General features: G+C 42.0%; 22 protein-coding genes. 12 read left to right on the forward strand and 10 right to left on the reverse strand.

Annotation, left to right across the window (positions count from 1 at the left end):
• Positions 1–11: 11 nt before the first annotated feature.
• The 7 genes from EDC63_RS08160 to dsrA form a co-directional block, all read right to left on the reverse strand.
• Positions 12–740, reverse strand: coding sequence for a respiratory nitrate reductase subunit gamma (locus EDC63_RS08160; RefSeq protein ID WP_124948107.1), 729 nt, complete (start codon positions 738–740; stop codon positions 12–14).
• Between the two features lie 121 nt (positions 741–861).
• Positions 862–1,194: a TusE/DsrC/DsvC family sulfur relay protein gene (locus EDC63_RS08165; RefSeq protein ID WP_124948108.1), complete on the reverse strand. Its 333-nt coding sequence runs from the start codon at positions 1,192–1,194 to the stop codon at positions 862–864.
• A gap of 34 nt (positions 1,195–1,228) precedes the next feature.
• Complete coding sequence (tusB, locus tag EDC63_RS08170; protein ID WP_124948109.1) at positions 1,229–1,534, reverse strand: sulfurtransferase complex subunit TusB; 306 nt, start codon at positions 1,532–1,534, stop codon at positions 1,229–1,231.
• Between the two features lie 15 nt (positions 1,535–1,549).
• Positions 1,550–1,957: a sulfurtransferase complex subunit TusC gene (gene tusC / locus EDC63_RS08175; protein ID WP_124948110.1), complete on the reverse strand. Its 408-nt coding sequence runs from the start codon at positions 1,955–1,957 to the stop codon at positions 1,550–1,552.
• Between the two features lie 12 nt (positions 1,958–1,969).
• Positions 1,970–2,329 (reverse strand): sulfurtransferase complex subunit TusD, encoded by a 360-nt coding sequence (gene tusD / locus EDC63_RS08180; protein WP_124948111.1) that lies wholly within the window; start codon positions 2,327–2,329, stop codon positions 1,970–1,972.
• An 80-nt stretch (positions 2,330–2,409) separates the two neighbouring features.
• Positions 2,410–3,480, reverse strand: a complete 1,071-nt coding sequence (dsrB, locus tag EDC63_RS08185) for a dissimilatory-type sulfite reductase subunit beta (RefSeq protein WP_124948112.1) — start codon at positions 3,478–3,480, stop codon at positions 2,410–2,412.
• 37 nt (positions 3,481–3,517) lie between these two features.
• Positions 3,518–4,819 (reverse strand): dissimilatory-type sulfite reductase subunit alpha, encoded by a 1,302-nt coding sequence (gene dsrA / locus EDC63_RS08190; RefSeq protein ID WP_124948113.1) that lies wholly within the window; start codon positions 4,817–4,819, stop codon positions 3,518–3,520.
• A 398-nt stretch (positions 4,820–5,217) separates the two neighbouring features.
• Between dsrA and EDC63_RS08195 the strand changes: the two genes are divergently transcribed.
• The 9 genes from EDC63_RS08195 (at position 5,218) to EDC63_RS08235 (ending at position 10,643) form a co-directional block, all read left to right on the forward strand.
• Positions 5,218–5,442 carry a DUF6967 family protein gene (locus EDC63_RS08195; RefSeq protein WP_124948114.1) on the forward strand — a complete coding sequence of 75 codons (225 nt, stop codon included), beginning with the start codon at positions 5,218–5,220 and terminating at the stop codon, positions 5,440–5,442.
• Positions 5,403–6,080: a type I-MYXAN CRISPR-associated protein Cas6/Cmx6 gene (gene cas6 / locus EDC63_RS08200; RefSeq protein ID WP_124948115.1), complete on the forward strand. Its 678-nt coding sequence runs from the start codon at positions 5,403–5,405 to the stop codon at positions 6,078–6,080. The genes EDC63_RS08195 and cas6 overlap by 40 nt, the downstream gene beginning before the upstream one ends.
• An 80-nt stretch (positions 6,081–6,160) precedes the next feature.
• Complete coding sequence (locus EDC63_RS08205; protein ID WP_124948116.1) at positions 6,161–6,490, forward strand: TusE/DsrC/DsvC family sulfur relay protein; 330 nt, start codon at positions 6,161–6,163, stop codon at positions 6,488–6,490.
• 87 nt (positions 6,491–6,577) lie between these two features.
• Positions 6,578–7,423 (forward strand): sulfurtransferase, encoded by an 846-nt coding sequence (locus EDC63_RS08210; RefSeq protein WP_124948117.1) that lies wholly within the window; start codon positions 6,578–6,580, stop codon positions 7,421–7,423.
• Between the two features lie 3 nt (positions 7,424–7,426).
• Positions 7,427–7,987, forward strand: coding sequence for a hypothetical protein (locus EDC63_RS08215; protein ID WP_124948118.1), 561 nt, complete (start codon positions 7,427–7,429; stop codon positions 7,985–7,987).
• 31 nt (positions 7,988–8,018) lie between these two features.
• Positions 8,019–8,945, forward strand: a complete 927-nt coding sequence (locus EDC63_RS08220; protein WP_223248473.1) for a TauD/TfdA family dioxygenase — start codon at positions 8,019–8,021, stop codon at positions 8,943–8,945.
• Between the two features lie 39 nt (positions 8,946–8,984).
• Positions 8,985–9,530 (forward strand): hemerythrin domain-containing protein, encoded by a 546-nt coding sequence (locus tag EDC63_RS08225; protein ID WP_124948119.1) that lies wholly within the window; start codon positions 8,985–8,987, stop codon positions 9,528–9,530.
• 12 nt (positions 9,531–9,542) lie between these two features.
• Positions 9,543–10,040 (forward strand): hypothetical protein, encoded by a 498-nt coding sequence (locus EDC63_RS08230; protein WP_124948120.1) that lies wholly within the window; start codon positions 9,543–9,545, stop codon positions 10,038–10,040.
• A gap of 138 nt (positions 10,041–10,178) precedes the next feature.
• Positions 10,179–10,643, forward strand: a complete 465-nt coding sequence (locus EDC63_RS08235) for a YbhB/YbcL family Raf kinase inhibitor-like protein (protein ID WP_124948121.1) — start codon at positions 10,179–10,181, stop codon at positions 10,641–10,643.
• Positions 10,644–10,655: 12 nt separating this feature from the next.
• Here the strand turns inward: EDC63_RS08235 and EDC63_RS08240 are convergent, their stop codons facing one another.
• Positions 10,656–11,087: a GNAT family N-acetyltransferase gene (locus EDC63_RS08240; RefSeq protein WP_124948122.1), complete on the reverse strand. Its 432-nt coding sequence runs from the start codon at positions 11,085–11,087 to the stop codon at positions 10,656–10,658.
• 145 nt (positions 11,088–11,232) lie between these two features.
• Between EDC63_RS08240 and EDC63_RS08245 the strand changes: the two genes are divergently transcribed.
• The 3 genes from EDC63_RS08245 to EDC63_RS08255 are packed head-to-tail and all read left to right on the forward strand — an operon-like array spanning position 11,233 to position 14,080.
• Complete coding sequence (locus EDC63_RS08245; RefSeq protein ID WP_165922947.1) at positions 11,233–11,685, forward strand: hypothetical protein; 453 nt, start codon at positions 11,233–11,235, stop codon at positions 11,683–11,685.
• Positions 11,682–13,358, forward strand: a complete 1,677-nt coding sequence (locus EDC63_RS08250; protein WP_124948124.1) for a response regulator — start codon at positions 11,682–11,684, stop codon at positions 13,356–13,358. The genes EDC63_RS08245 and EDC63_RS08250 overlap by 4 nt, the downstream gene beginning before the upstream one ends.
• Positions 13,355–14,080 (forward strand): sensor histidine kinase, encoded by a 726-nt coding sequence (locus EDC63_RS08255; protein ID WP_124948125.1) that lies wholly within the window; start codon positions 13,355–13,357, stop codon positions 14,078–14,080. The genes EDC63_RS08250 and EDC63_RS08255 overlap by 4 nt, the downstream gene beginning before the upstream one ends.
• Positions 14,081–14,112: 32 nt before the next feature.
• Here EDC63_RS08255 and EDC63_RS08260 read toward each other — a convergent pair whose 3' ends face one another.
• Together EDC63_RS08260 and tadA are read right to left on the reverse strand one after the other, a co-directional pair.
• Positions 14,113–14,598, reverse strand: a complete 486-nt coding sequence (locus EDC63_RS08260; RefSeq protein ID WP_124948126.1) for a L,D-transpeptidase — start codon at positions 14,596–14,598, stop codon at positions 14,113–14,115.
• Positions 14,579–15,064 carry a tRNA adenosine(34) deaminase TadA gene (gene tadA, locus EDC63_RS08265; protein WP_124948127.1) on the reverse strand — a complete coding sequence of 162 codons (486 nt, stop codon included), beginning with the start codon at positions 15,062–15,064 and terminating at the stop codon, positions 14,579–14,581. The genes EDC63_RS08260 and tadA overlap by 20 nt, the downstream gene beginning before the upstream one ends.
• Positions 15,065–15,101: the final 37 nt, after the last annotated feature.

Consider the following 15,101-nt stretch of genomic DNA (forward strand, 5'->3'; position numbering starts at 1 on the left):
ACCCCTTTAAATTATTTCTCTAGTTCAGCAGCCCAAGGGGCAAGATGTCTTTTATCACGAGAATTATCTACTTGATTACGCGATGGACTGAAGAACAAACCAGGCGCATGTAGCAATTTACTAATTGGAAAAATAATCATCAAGAACGATACCAAACCTAAATGAATAAGCAATATAGGATCAGCAGGCATAGGCTGAATATCAAAATACATTAAGCCCAGAATAAACTGCTTAACAGCAACAATATCTGTATGGGCTACAAACTTCATAGTTAAGCCGCTAATACCGATAAGGATTAGCAAGAGAAGCATTAAATGATCAGAAGGTGTGGAAATGTAGCGAATACGATCAACAAGTATACGACGTGCCCATAAACCGCCTAGACCAGCAACCATCGCAAAACCCGCGTACATGCCAAATGGCTGGATAAGCACAACCCAGGACCATACGGGTTCAGTGAAATAACGTAGGTGTCTTAAAAGGACTAGTAACAACCCAAAATGAAAGAGCCAACCGAAAATCCAAATCCATTTATTGGCTTTGAATAAGCTTTCAAATAAAACGACTTCACGCACAATACGAAATACAACACCAGACTGCGTAGTGGGAGCTGGAGTTGTAGGAATTTTTAGAGGAGCAGGAGTACGACTGTACGTATATATCTTAAAGGCAACACCCGTAACCATAATTACGGTAGCAGCATACATTAAGAATGCATAAATAAATGTTAAGGAAGACATCAACAAACCTCTTAAATAATTAGCTGAGTGAATTACCACTCAGCTAACCGTGACGGACTTATATTATTTTTTCGGAAAATAAAACAATTTATTCCGTGTTACTCCTCCACCCATCAACTACTTAGATACAGCCTGTTGGCTTTGGCAATCCAGCAATTTTACATGCTTGTTTAGCAGGACCATATGGGAACAATTCGTACAAGTACTTGCTGTTACCTTTCTCAGGCCCTAATTTCTTACCAATTGCTTTGGTCAATACACGTACTGCTGGGGCGATCTGGTAGTCGTTGTAATATTCACGAAGAAAATGAACAACTTCCCAATGACTGTCAGTCATGTCAACTTTTTCTTCAACAGCCAAATGGGCAGCAGCAGCTTCATCCCATTCGCTCAAATTAACCAAATAACCTTCTTCGTCAGTCTCGTATGTCTTACCGTTAATTTCGAAACCCATAATGAATCTCCTACGTAAATAAAGTTATAAACAATTAGAGCCAGGACTGAGCAGCATTGTGTTCAGCTACCAATTCCACAAAACCACTATAATCGACCAACTTAATACCTTCAATACAACCATCTTGCATACCACGTGCTTCTACATCTGGCCAAAGTGCATATATTTTAAGTGTAGCTGCCGCTTTCTTAATGAGCTCTTCCGCCGCACTACCTTTTGTAGCCGCATAAACGCCATCTTCAATAAGAATAAGCGCACTACCCTCAACACCGCTAGCCAATCGCACACAGCTTTCCAACGAGTTGCTCTCAAAAGGAGACTTATTAACAATGTGTAACATGCTCTTTTCCTTGTACTAGAAGCTGATAAGAACTTCTTGCTGACTCATCAATTCACCCATTTCAGCAGAAGTCAAAACTTCAACTGGCACTATCAGGTTATCAACTGTCAAACCTCTCCGCTCTAAAGATTCTTTTTCAACGTACAGCTTTTCAATATCGTAACCTTCTAATGCACGATATGTTGGAGAAAAATTCTTCATGCCGATTGCTTTGGTATGCTGACCTTTAACAATTTCGTAAACACCATCATCAAGAAAAGCCATGCTTACGTCTTGATCAAATGCAGCACTAATCAAAACCACTTCCAAACCCTCAAGCGCATAAATAGTACCATAAGGCGCTTTACGGTTTACAAACATAAACTTCTTGATTGCGCCGCCTGATTCTTCATCAAACTCAACGCCGCCTGTAGTTTCGCTCATATCAATCCCCATTTAATCGCCGAATACAACTAACCTATCCGACTGAATGCCCATCTCAACCAATTGGCCAAGACCCGAAATACGGAATCCTTTCGCAAGGTTGCCTTCTGTTATACCGCGACGCATTGCTGCAGCAACACAAACAACCAAATCTACATTGTGCTCTTCAGCCAACTTTGTCCAACGGTTAACTATGTGACGGTCATCCTGAGGAGGCTCAGTCAAACTACTGGAGTTATTAACACCATCATGATAGAAAAAAATGCGAGCAACTTCATGCCCTTTTTCTATAGCAGCTTTTGCAAAAAGAAAAGCTGTATCGGTCGCCTGGTGCGTATAGGGACCTTCATTCACCATAATTCCAAATTTCATTATTGTGTATCCCAATATCTTAATATGACGTTGAAATCCACCCGCACGATTTAAGTAACTTACGTGCGGGTAGAATTCTCTTAGAACCGGATATGAGCCGATGCGTTAAGAGTTGCTCTTGAACCACGCCAATCATCAATGTGATACTTGGTAAATGGCAAACCAGTTTTTTCAAAGAAACGCGGCCAGCCAATACGATCTATCCAATCAGCCATACGTTCCCAAGGTTGGGCATCAGCCTTGTAGACAGAAAGGATATTCTTAACTACAACAGCAACTTCCGGCCAACGTGGTGCGTTGTTTGGAAGGCCGGACACAACCAGCTTGTGGAAGGTTGGACGGCTACGTGCGTTTGAGTTTTTGCCGCCAACCCAAATAGCCAGTTTTGAATGCTCTGGATCATTGATTTGCATTGGTGGGCATGGTGGATAGCAAGCGCCACAGCAAATGCACTTCTTCTCATCAACTTCCAAAGAAGGCTTACCATTAACCAGCGCAGGACGAATAGCAGCAACTGGGCAACGAGCAACAACTGAAGGACGCTCACACACGTTTGCTACTAAATCATGGTTGATCTTAGGTGGTTTGGTGTGCTGCATGATAATCGCAATATCAGCCTGGCCGCCGCAGTTAATCTCGCAGCAAGAAGTTGACATTTTAACGCGGTTTGGCATTTCGCAATTGATAAACTCATCATAGAGTTCGTCCATCAATGCTTTGACAACACCTGATGCATCAGTACCCGGAATATCGCAATGCAGGAAACCCTGAGTATGCGAAATCATGGATACGGAGTTTGCCGTACCGCCGATTGGGAAACCATTATCATTTAATGCCTTGATCAATGGCTCTACTTTCGCTGGGTCTGATACCATGTATTCGATGTTACTACGTGCGGTAAAACGAACGTGTCCATCAGCAAACTTATCAGCGATATCACACAACAAACGAATTGTGTAGACATCCATCTGACGTTGGGTACCAGCTTTAACGGTCCAGATTTCATCGCCATTTTCAGCACGGTGACGCAAAACGCCCGGCTTCGGATGATCATGAAAAGCCCATTTACCATAGTTCTTTACCATAACCGGGTGCATGTACTGCATCGGGTCCGGTGCACCACTCTCAATTGGTGGACGCATTTCTGCCATAACTTACTACCTCCAAATAAACTAGTTCAGCGCAGTATTAACCCGCAGCTTTCTTTTTACGTTCTTCTGCTTTAGCTACTTCTTCATCCCAGCCATCCATACGTGCATATGGATTGCTACGAGGCTCAAGAATCATGTTAGCGTCGATATCAAGACCCACACCTTCCAGGAAGTTAACCAAACCAATACGGTCGATCATTTCACCAGTACGCTCATGCTCAAGGGCATTTTCAGCAAAGAAATCAAGAATGTTACGCGACAATTCACTCAATGCTTCGAAGTCTTCTTCAGACTCAAGCTTCATGAACGGAATTACAACGGTACCCATTGTTGCACCAATTTTCAGAACACTCTTACCGCCAACGAGGATAGTTGCACCCTTATCCATACCTGGAAGTAACGCACCTGGCATGACGTTCAAGCAGTGCATGCAACGTACGCAGTTGTGGTTATCAATTTCAAGTGACTGGGTGTCTGTTACAGCTACACTGCAGAAACCATCAGCTTTTGAAACATCGCTGGTGTTTTTCAAGGATAGAGCCTTGGTTGGGCAGCGGCTAATCACATCATTAACCAGCTTTTCCATTCCGTGGTGCGCCATGTAATCTTTAGCCAGAGCTTCGTTTACACGAATGTTGTCACGCCATGTACCGATAACGGCCATGTCTGAACGCTGAATTGCGTTTACACAATCATTAGCACATCCAGAGAATTTGAATTTGAACTTGTAAGGAAGCGCTGGACGATGCATATCATCAATATTGCTATTGATAACTGTACGCAAAGCTTTAGCTTCATCGTAGTTTGACATTTCGCAACGAGCTGCACCTACGCATGACATAGATGTACGCAATGCTGGACCAGCGCCACCCATATCAAAACCCATTTCATTCAACTCATCAAATGCTGGCTGAACGTTTGCAGTTGTAACACCCTGGAACATGATATCGCCACTTTGGCCATGGAATGCAATCAGGCCAGAACCGTGCTTTTCCCATGTATCGCAGAATTTGCGAAGAATATCTGTATTGTAGTGCATACCTGCAGGAGGCTGAATGCGCAGCGTGTGAAATTCTGCTGCTGCTGGGAAAACCGGCTTTTCATTTTCATCTTTCAGTTCGGTAAAGCGTGGAATAACACCACCGCCGTAACCAAACACACCAACCGTACCACCCTTCCAGTAACCTTTGGTATTTCTGTAGGATGTTTCCAGTTGACCCATCAGGTCAACCATCATGTCGTTGTCTTTTGCCAAACGCTTAAGGCCGGTAACAAAGCTAGGCCAGGGACCGCTTTCCAGTTGATCGAGCATCGGCGTATCGTGCATTTTCTTAGCCATAGTTCTCTCCAGTAATAAAATTTGTTAAAGATTTGCCTACACTTTACGTTAATAAAAGTAGACTCATTTTATAATCAGCAATCCCAAATCGGAACATACAGCATCATACATTCCGTCGTCCTGCCATGGAACCTCAATAATGAAACCACAACAATGAGAACAGTCCTCAGCCCAATGTCTGGGGTAATATGTTACATCTGTTCGCTTTTATTCCACCACTATTCTTTTTGATTAGTCCTTACCTACCCAAAAGAGTTACATAGAGACCACCCAAAAGTGTTGTTTTACTATTTTTTCTTGATTAAACATGATCAAATGTTGATACTTTCATCTAACTCTTGATAATGTAAGCAATCGAATTTCTTATTATAACTTTAAAATTTATAGGCACAAGTCCAGTGGATGAAATAACCAAGTTAGACAAGTTTGTCGTTTCGCCTTTCAAGCAAGAAATTGAACTGGAACAGGTTGATTATGAAGCAGGTTTTACTAGTTTACGTATAAAAATCCGTGAAAGAAGTCGTTTTACAATTTTTGATGTAGATACACAAACGGCCGAATATTGGGGTAATGCTCTGATAAATTGGGCCAACGATCAAAAACAGAAAGGAGATTCAAAATAGGCTGGCCTACTGACGACGGTGTAACGGCGCCAGACGTAGATGAATCTGCCGTTGTAGATGTCCATTTTGATATTATTGGTAACACGATTCCAATTGATCATGGATACACTTTATTTCTTGAGTTATCCAGGATTCTGCCCTGGATAGCGACCGAAGATCTGGTGGGTATTCACCCTATTCAAGGAGCGGATACAGGGCATGGTGAGTACATATTAAACCGACGCACCAAAATAGTTGTCCGTGTGCCTTCTAATCGCGCTGAAGAATTATTGACTTTAACTGGCAAAACCATTCATTTCGGTTCGAATAAAGTTGAAATTGGTAAAGGTAAAGTGAAACCATTAAGTCTTCACACGCCTCTTTATGCACATTGTGTAACCACTGGCAGCACTGATGAGCAGACTTTTGCTTCAGATGTCATCAAATTATTAGATGAAAAGAAACTCACAACACGTTTCATATGCGGCAGGCGTCAAACAATTTCGACTGCGGAAGGCGTTGTTTATGGTTACAGCTTAATGCTGCATGATTTGCCGATTGAACACGCTATTTTGTTGCAACAAACTGGTATCGGCAGCAATCGTAAACTGGGCTGCGGGATTTTTATTCCGCACAAATCTATTGCTGCGTTGACTTAGATTCATTATCATTTAGTCGCACGGCATTGGCTTCGGTTGATGCCATTTTTTTTTAATCACATTGTTAAAAGGAGTTAATTATGGGTTATGTAGTCGATGGCGTTGAGCTCGAAACAGATGATCAGGGATTCCTGCTGGAGCCCAACTACAGCGAAGAAATTGTCAGCCTTATTGCTGAAGCTGAAGGGATCAAATTGACTGATGACCATTGGTTAGTTGTAAACTATATGCGTGATCAATATAAAGAAAATGGACACACTCCTAATTTTCGAAATATGTTGAAAGGCTTTTCAGAAATTCGTCCTGGCACAGACAGCAAGTTTCTATATGATCTATTTCCATTAGGTCCAGCAAAACAAGCACCAAAGGTTGCTGGTTTACCTCAACCGTTAGGAAAAGGCGGTTACTAAGAATTCCCTTAGTTACGTAGCAAATGTGGCCTAGCGCTTTGTGGTGCTAGGCCACATTGTTTTATAATCCTCGTTAACGATTAATTGATGAAATTTCTTACCCTTATTAGTCCTGAACAGTTGGCAAATCATCTTGAAGACCCGAATTGGGTCATTTTTGATTGCCGTTTTACTTTGAAAAACCCTGAATCCGGGCGACAAAGTTATGATAAATCCCACATACCTGGTGCACGATATGCACATCTTAATGAAGATTTATCAGGTAAAATCACAGCAACAAGCGGACGCCACCCTTTACCTGACCCGTTATTGCTCGCCAAAAAGCTGGGCCAATGGGGGGTTAACAAGAATACTCAAGTTGTTGTTTATGATGACAGCTTCAGCACAATGGCTGTCAGAATGTGGTGGCTACTGAAATGGCTAGGTCATGATGCCGTTGCACTTCTAGATGGCGGTCTACCGCTTTGGATCAAAGAAGGACGTGAGATTTCTGCAGTTGCTCCGAAAATATTGCCCACTGAGTTTCATGCTACTGTTAATGACAGTATGTGGGTTGACAGTGTGGATGTGCAACAAGCTTTGCAGCAACATAAAATTGTTATTGATGCTCGTGCCGAAGAAAGATTTTTGGCCTATATAGAGCCTTTGGATAAAATTGCTGGCCATATCCCAGGTACGATTAATTCTCCTGTTGAGGACAACCTTGACAATTACGGAAAGCTACTCTCAGCTGATGAACTTCGTACTCAATATCAGCAACTTATTGGCGAATCCCCTCCCGAGCAAGTGATACATATGTGCGGCTCAGGTGTAACTGCCTGTCAGAATATTCTCGCCATGGAAATAGCTGGCTTGTCAGGTAGTAAATTATATGTTGGCTCATGGAGTGAGTGGATTACCGATCCATCACGCCCTGTTTCTCAAGGAGAGTAATGCATGCGCATTAAAACAGTCTGGTTTAGAAAAGATGGCGATACTAGAGGAGCTGAAGAAACCGCGGGTGCTATTGCATCTATTCTGTGGCGACTTTCCGATGCTGCTGTTATCAATTTATCCAAAGCTGAATTTGACATTATTACGCCGCAACGAGGTTTCGGTATCATGGCAGAATTACAGGCATTCATGGTGCACCTATGCGACAGAATGCTTTATGACCGTGTGGATGAAGACCAACGTGTGCCAATGATTCAAACTTTGGCTAAACGGTTGGCAACAATCATGGAAGACAATATTCATATGGTTGTCGGTGATCATGACTACCCATACCAAGCTGACTTTATCGCGATGGTCAATCGTCGTAGCGATGAATACGCAACGTATGATTTTATTCCTGAAAAACCCAGTTACTCCGTTCTCACCTTTCTTGGCAACCAGATCCGTGAAATCATGGGTGAGCGGGACCAGTCATGGGTGGTAGACCAGATCATCGAGATAGAAACCCCTGAAATTGTTGAAACAATCAGAAAGGCGATTGATGGCCTGCTTAATCAGCCATGATTAACTGGCAGTGTTAAGAGAGTAAATTATCTTGAGTCTATCCACAGTGTTGCCGAAAAATCCATTTGATATTAATGCGTCGGAAGCATACGCCAAATGGCGTGAACGCAAGCTGACAGATTATCCTGAGAATATTGAAGACCTTATTGTTGAAGTCCGTGATCCACGTGCTTTAACTTCCTCTGAACACAAAGCCATTTTACATCGCTGCCAAAAAGCGAATATGGCTATCTATGCCAGTCAGTGTGGCAGTGATCCTGATAAGGATATCCCGCGCCTTATTGGCAATCAATTTGGCATGTTTCACCTTGATTCCAATTTGTTAGCTGAAGAAGACGGCATTACTAAACTGGCCGTTTCTGAAGCCTCAGAGCGACAACTTTATATTCCCTATACTAACCGCCCTATCAAATGGCACACGGATGGCTATTACAATCCCGAGTCACGTCAGATAAGGGGAATGCTGCTCCATTGTGTTTCTAGCGCTATCGAGGGAGGTGAAAACGCATTGATGGACCAAGAAATGGTCTATCTTTTGATGCGGGATGCAAATCCAGATCTTGTCAGGGCTTTTATGCAGCCCGATGCGATGACTATTCCTGCCAGAATGGAAGAAGACAAAATCGCACGTGCTGCGGAAACTGGTCCAGTTTTCTCTACGCATCCTGTTACAGGTGATTTACATATGCGGTATACCGCCCGTACCCGCAGTATTGAATGGAAAAACAATTCGGTTACACTGGCCGCTGTATCATTTATTGAACAATTGCTGTCAAGCGACTCGAATTATATATTCCGTGGCATGCTTGAACCCGGTATGGGTCTTATTTGCAACAATGTATTACATGACCGTTCCAGTTTTAGTGACAGCCCAGTACACCCACGCGTTCTTTATCGTGCCCGGTATTATGACCGGATTTCAGCAACCTCTTTATCTGACACCTTTCCAGACACTTGAATTGCTGAGTATGTAACACTATGATTGTACAAATAAATCATGGCTATTGAATTAACTTCTGCTGCACCAAGCTTTGACGACCCACTGGGACTTCTTTCAGCTTGCCATAGCAGGATTTCAGCCCAATGCGCCACACTGATTCACTTATCAGATCATTTAAAGAAACATGGTTCTGACTCGCAAGCCAAACAGGCTTCGACCAAAATACTGAACTACTTCAACACGGCTGGTTCTCACCATCACCAAGATGAAGAGTTTGACCTGTTTCCGGTACTTACATCGATCGCAACAAGTGATGGTGATTCTACAATCATAGAAGCTATTCAAACGATACTTGAAGAGCACACCCAGCTCGAATCTCTTTGGCACCCCCTTGCTTCCAGGCTAACTCTAATTGCTAACAGTTACAAAACAAACCTTGAAAATTTGCCAGTGGAATCATTTGTTAATTTGCAACGTTCCCATATAATAAAAGAGGATGATTTAATTTTTACCTTTGCACGTCAAAAGCTCTCCCCTGCACAAATTGTCTTGCTTGGGATGAGAATGGCTAATCGACGGAACATTTCAATAACTAAAAAATAAATTGATCACTACATGTTGAAATTTTTTGAAGCAATTTTTTTTATTACATTACTGACTTTTTCATTCACTGCGGCTTCATTTGAAATTGATGATTTTCAAAGCGGTATGGATAAAAACATGGTTAAGGAACTGCTTAATAACTGGAAATTTGATCGTATTCAGGAGTTTTCTGGCAATGCCGTTATAGCCTATGATTTACCGGAAAAAGAAAGCTTCAGACAATTTACATTTGTTTTTTGTAACGATAAATTGGTTAGTTTTGAACAAGCGATCAAACCGGAAGTTAAAAACTTTATTCTGATGTCCAGCAATTACAATAAACTTTATGGGCAACCTGCCAAAGTTGAAGCAACCAATAATGTCATCAGTATTGGAGAAAAAAATCAGCTGGCGATGTACTGGCGCAAATCTGGCGATCTGATCGGTTTGAAAATTGTTTTATTACCACCCAACGACCAGATTATTGCCACGTATGAATCACCCAACACCTGCTGGAAGATTCCTCGTTAAAAAAAAATTGAATATTACCCGTTATTGTAAAACGATAACAACATGATTTAATGATTTATTTTTTTGTTTTTATCATCATAAATATTTTGACAACCCAAGTCTTGCCAGAAATTATATCTGTCCGGAAGGAGTACTGTCATGGCATTCTTGCTTACCAGCCCGGCTTTTAACGCGGAGCAACCCATCCCTAAAAGATTTAGCTGCGATGGTGTAAATATATCCCCCCCATTACATTGGAAAGGCGCTCCTGCTGAGGCAAAAAGCTTTGCATTAATTGCTGATGATCCTGATGCACCGAAGGCTACATGGATACACTGGGTTATTTATAATCTCCCAGCAACCTGCAACAACCTGTCGGAAGACATTCCTGGCAACTTGCATCTGCCTGAAGGAGGAGTCCATGGGAATAATAGCTGGTCAAAATTGGGTTATGGCGGCCCCTGCCCTCCTAGTGGTACCCACCGATATTATTTCAAATTATACGCACTTGACAGGGTATTACAGATAGCACCTGGCGCAACAAAAGCAGCATTACTGGCTGCTATGGAGGGCCATATATTGGACCAGGCAGAATTGATGGGTACTTATAACAGAAACATGTAGTTATCCATCTTTTTAAAGTTCACGCAGCATTTTGTAATGGGGAATACCTGCATCCAAAAACTCATTCCCTTCGGCACGAAATCCGAATTTCTCATAAAATCCTCGGGCAGTGGTTTGCGCATTCAGCATAGCGACCTTTATACCCTGAATACGGGCGACTTCCATAATCCTGAGCAGTAATGCCTTCCCCACACCTTTATTACGCCATGTTCTTTTCACCGCCATGCGCCCGATATGTCCGTCCGCGAGCAAACGTACTGTTCCAACCGGGATATTATCCGGTGTAATCGCCAAAAGGTGAGTACAGCCATTATCCAAGCCATCCCACTCAAGTGCTTCTGGAACACCTTGCTCCATTATGAATACTTCAGAACGAATTTCTCGTAAGGATAGGCTCGCAAATTGCCATGACACTTCTTTAATTTGAATTTCATTTAAGACCATTTATCTGTTCCATAAGCTATTTTAAGCACACAATAACAAATAATGAGGAAAATTCAAGATTAGTGTCATACAACCGATAAAGATAATACTTAACAGCATTTATATCATTGTGCATAAATTAGTATTTTATATTGTTCTTGCAAGCATGGTTATGCTACCCGGCCAAGTGTTAGCGGCACCGACCAGCTTTCCACACGTTATTGGTAACGCATTACTATGCCTAGACCAAGTCGACTCAACTTATTTCAAAAAATACTTGACCGACAATTTCCAAACGCCATATAAAATCGAAGGAGGAGCATACTGGTTTAAAATTGATTCATTTTTATATGGTGGGAAAATTACAGAAATATTTATTAACACCGAAAGCAGTGAATATGTATTTCTTGGTGCTGTAATGGAAGGGCCACAGGACTCATTGAAGATAAAAATTGAAGAACTGACGGGTATCAAATTTTTCCAGGATCAGAATATCGAAACTTTAAGGTCACCTCCGGGCAGTTTCCTTATTCCATACGGCTCTGGCAAGAGCAAAATTTTTTGCGTTAAACGTCGAATTTATGGCATGTCAACCAATAATAAAATGAGAATAACGTGAGTATTTTTAAAGCTGATAATGCAAACTCGAATCCATTATCCGAAAGCGCACTGGAAATTGAATTTGAAAAAAAGACATTCCTGGTCGTGGATGACATAACAAGTATGCGTGCATCTATGCGCATTACCATCAGCACATTTGGCGGCGTACGGATTGATATGGCCGGTAGTGCCAATGATGCCATCTATAAAATTGAACGCAAAGCCTACGACATCATTTTGTGTGACTATGACCTTGGTGAAGGTAAAGACGGCCAACAATTACTGGAAGAAATAAAGCGCCGCAAGCTGATTAAAAACTCAGTCATTTTCATGATGGTAACAGCAGAACAGCGCTATGAAAAAGTTGTGAGTGCCGTTGAAATGGCCCCTGATGATTACCTGATTAAACCGTTCACCGGGGAAACTCTGCGTACCCGTTTAATGCGTTTAGTGTACAAAAAAGCCTTTTTTGCTCCCGTTTACGATCTTATGGACAAGCAGGAATTTCGCAAAGCAATATTAGTTTGCGATGAACTGCTGGTGCTGAATAATCAGCACTTGATTGATTTATTGAGATTAAAAGGCGAAATTTATCTGATGTTGGGTGAATTCGACAATTCAAAAAATATTTATGAACAGATCCTTGCAATCAGAGACATCCCTTGGGCCAGAATGGGGCTAGCCAAGTCACTATTTAATATGGAAAATTTTGGAGAAGCTGCAGAAATTTTTCTCCAGGTTACCCAGGAAAATCCAAATTACATGGACGCGTATGACTGGTTGGCAAAAAGTTATACTGCAATCGGGGATGATGTGTCTGCCCAAAAGGTGTTAATGAAAGTGACGGCAAAATCTCCCCGTATTTTGCCGCGCCAAAAATCACTTGGTGAAGCCGCATATAGTAATGGAGATCTGGATACCGCACTTGCTTCCTTTGGCTCAGTTTTAAAATTTGGCAAACACTCGACTTTTACTGCCCCGGAAGATTTTGCAAACATGAGCCGTATTTACATGGACAAAGGGGAATATGATCAAGCGCTTAGCACCATGAGCGATGCGCGAAAAAACTTCAAAAACTCACCTGAAGTTGAGTTGCATGCAGCTGTAATGGACAGTTTGGTTTACCATAAATCGGGAGATACTGAGGCTGCAAAAAAAGCTTTTGAATCGGCTAAATTTCTTTATGAAACCTCTGAATCTACAACAGGGAATGCTACGTTGGACCTTGCTAACGCCTGTTTTCTGAATGGGGATGATGTGACCGGCGGTGAAATAATTAAAAAATTGATCATCAATAACCACGATAATAAACAAGTGCTGAAACAAACAGAAAGCATGTTCAAAAAACTGGGTATGGAAGCGAAAGGTAAAGCGATTATCCAGAGTTCTTCACGCGAGCTAATCACACTGAATAACCGTGCTGTTAAGCTTGCGCAGGAAGGTGACATCAAGGGTGCTGTAGACTTGTTAATTGAGGCCGTCAATACTTATCATGCGAATACATTCATCACCTTGAATGCTGCTCACGCTATTCTGGTTTACATGCAAAAAGAAGGTTGGGACGATGATTTGAGTCAAACAGCAAAAAAATATCTGCAAAAAGTGAAAGAACGTGATCCGGCAAACAAAAAACTGTTACTTCTTTCTGAATTGATGAAAGAAATTGCACATAAATTCGGTATAAAAACATGAGTACCGAAAAACCCGTTACTGCCGGGCACCATGATTTAACTGAAATCGACTTTACCACTTTGTTTGCATCCAGCATTCACGACATCAAAAACCTGTTGTTTATGCTGTTAAACTCACTTGATGAAACGATTTGTACAGTTTCTACAAATGATGGCGATTCAAATAACACCTCTTCAAAACTTTCCTTGTTGAAATACAATGGACAACGTATTAATGACAAGTTAATACAAATGCTTGCCCTTTTCAGCATTGCGCAGGAACGCTACCAGATCAATATTGCCTACAACTCAGTAGAAGACTTTATCGAAGATATGGTCATTGAGGCAAAACCGTTGCTTAACGCCAGATCCATCACAATAACAGGGATTGTTGAAGATGGACTATGCTGGTTTTTCGACAAGGGGATTGTGGCAGGAATTATTTCAAACGCGGTACACAATGCACTTAACTACGCTAAATCTGAAATCAGGATTAATGCCTACGCTAAAAACGAGTATCTGGTCGTCGATGTGGAAGATGATGGGGAGGGATTCCCGCAGCACATACTACAAAATGGCGGTACGCTCACAGCCATCAATGACGCCAATGGAAAAACCGGTTTAGGACTATATTTCGCCTCGGTTTCTGCCAGTCTGCATAGTAACAAGCGTAAATCAGGCCAGATTGAACTACATAACGGGGGGAAACTAGATGGGGCAGTTTTTACCTTATTACTGCCTTGATTGATTGGCGATCAACCTGATCACGTAATAGTTTAAGTTTCGACTATTTCTACAGGAGTTCCTGCCTCTACACGGTTGAATAAATCCACCATATCTTCATTTTGCAAACGTATACAGCCGTGAGAACCCGGGGCACCGATTTTCGCCTGATCAGGACTACCATGTATATAGATATAACGCCGCATAGTGTCTACATTGCCATTACGGTTAAAACCTGGCTCACACCCACAAAGCCATAGAATACGTGTCAGAATCCAGTCTCGATCAGGAAAGGCTGCGCCTAATTCTGCGTTAAAAACCTCACCTGTAGGACGACGACCTACAAAAACAGCATTCACAGGTTGGTCTGCACCAATTTTTGCCCGGATATAGTGCTTTCCTCTGGGTGTTTGATAACTCCCCTTCATTTCTCCAACGCCATTTTTAGCTGTAGAAACAGGATAGCGTTTTATTAAAACACCTTGTTCATCAAGTAACTCCAGAGATTGTGATGCAATGCTAATCTTGATTTGTTGCATTTTTCATCTCGGACTGAATTCTGCGTCGCTCAGCAAAAAACTTACTGAGGGTTTCACCACACTCTTGAGACAAAACACCTGAAACCACTGTGGCATGGTGATTCAATTTTTTTTCAGCAAATAAATTAATCACACTGCCACACACACCTGTTTTAAGATCCGAGGCACCATATACCACTCTTGCAATCCTGGCATGCATAATTGCACCGGCACACATAGCGCAAGGCTCAATCGTGACATAAAGGGAACAATCAGCCAAACGGTAATTTCCCAAGTGATTTGCTGCATCCCGCAAAGCTTGAATTTCTGCATGCGCGGAGGGATCGTGGCTGGATATCGGCGCATTAAAGCCACGACCAATCACTTCACCATCTTTTACAACAACTGCTCCTACAGGCACTTCCCCGATTTTCCAGGCCTGATTGGCGAGTTCAAGTGCCTGATGCATGAAAAATTCGTCGCTCATAAAGTACAAAATCTCACTTACTTCACAGGCAATGGCA

This window comes from Sulfurirhabdus autotrophica, assembly GCF_004346685.1.
Lineage (GTDB): Bacteria > Pseudomonadota > Gammaproteobacteria > Burkholderiales > SMCO01 > Sulfurirhabdus > Sulfurirhabdus autotrophica.

Excerpts from the sequence above, each read along its gene's own strand:
- EDC63_RS08160 (WP_124948107.1), bottom strand. The coding sequence starts at position 740 with ATGTCTTCCTTAACATTTATTTATGCATTCTTAATGTATGCTGCTACC.
- EDC63_RS08165 (WP_124948108.1), bottom strand. The coding sequence starts at position 1,194 with ATGGGTTTCGAAATTAACGGTAAGACATACGAGACTGACGAAGAAGGT.
- tusB (WP_124948109.1), bottom strand. The coding sequence starts at position 1,534 with ATGTTACACATTGTTAATAAGTCTCCTTTTGAGAGCAACTCGTTGGAA.
- tusC (WP_124948110.1), bottom strand. The coding sequence starts at position 1,957 with ATGAGCGAAACTACAGGCGGCGTTGAGTTTGATGAAGAATCAGGCGGC.
- tusD (WP_124948111.1), bottom strand. The coding sequence starts at position 2,329 with ATGAAATTTGGAATTATGGTGAATGAAGGTCCCTATACGCACCAGGCG.
- dsrB (WP_124948112.1), bottom strand. The coding sequence starts at position 3,480 with ATGGCAGAAATGCGTCCACCAATTGAGAGTGGTGCACCGGACCCGATG.
- dsrA (WP_124948113.1), bottom strand. The coding sequence starts at position 4,819 with ATGGCTAAGAAAATGCACGATACGCCGATGCTCGATCAACTGGAAAGC.
- EDC63_RS08205 (WP_124948116.1), top strand. The coding sequence starts at position 6,161 with ATGGGTTATGTAGTCGATGGCGTTGAGCTCGAAACAGATGATCAGGGA.
- EDC63_RS08210 (WP_124948117.1), top strand. The coding sequence starts at position 6,578 with ATGAAATTTCTTACCCTTATTAGTCCTGAACAGTTGGCAAATCATCTT.
- EDC63_RS08215 (WP_124948118.1), top strand. The coding sequence starts at position 7,427 with ATGCGCATTAAAACAGTCTGGTTTAGAAAAGATGGCGATACTAGAGGA.
- EDC63_RS08225 (WP_124948119.1), top strand. The coding sequence starts at position 8,985 with ATGGCTATTGAATTAACTTCTGCTGCACCAAGCTTTGACGACCCACTG.
- EDC63_RS08230 (WP_124948120.1), top strand. The coding sequence starts at position 9,543 with ATGTTGAAATTTTTTGAAGCAATTTTTTTTATTACATTACTGACTTTT.
- EDC63_RS08235 (WP_124948121.1), top strand. The coding sequence starts at position 10,179 with ATGGCATTCTTGCTTACCAGCCCGGCTTTTAACGCGGAGCAACCCATC.
- EDC63_RS08240 (WP_124948122.1), bottom strand. The coding sequence starts at position 11,087 with ATGGTCTTAAATGAAATTCAAATTAAAGAAGTGTCATGGCAATTTGCG.
- EDC63_RS08245 (WP_165922947.1), top strand. The coding sequence starts at position 11,233 with ATGGTTATGCTACCCGGCCAAGTGTTAGCGGCACCGACCAGCTTTCCA.
- EDC63_RS08255 (WP_124948125.1), top strand. The coding sequence starts at position 13,355 with ATGAGTACCGAAAAACCCGTTACTGCCGGGCACCATGATTTAACTGAA.
- EDC63_RS08260 (WP_124948126.1), bottom strand. The coding sequence starts at position 14,598 with ATGCAACAAATCAAGATTAGCATTGCATCACAATCTCTGGAGTTACTT.
- tadA (WP_124948127.1), bottom strand. The coding sequence starts at position 15,064 with ATGAGCGACGAATTTTTCATGCATCAGGCACTTGAACTCGCCAATCAG.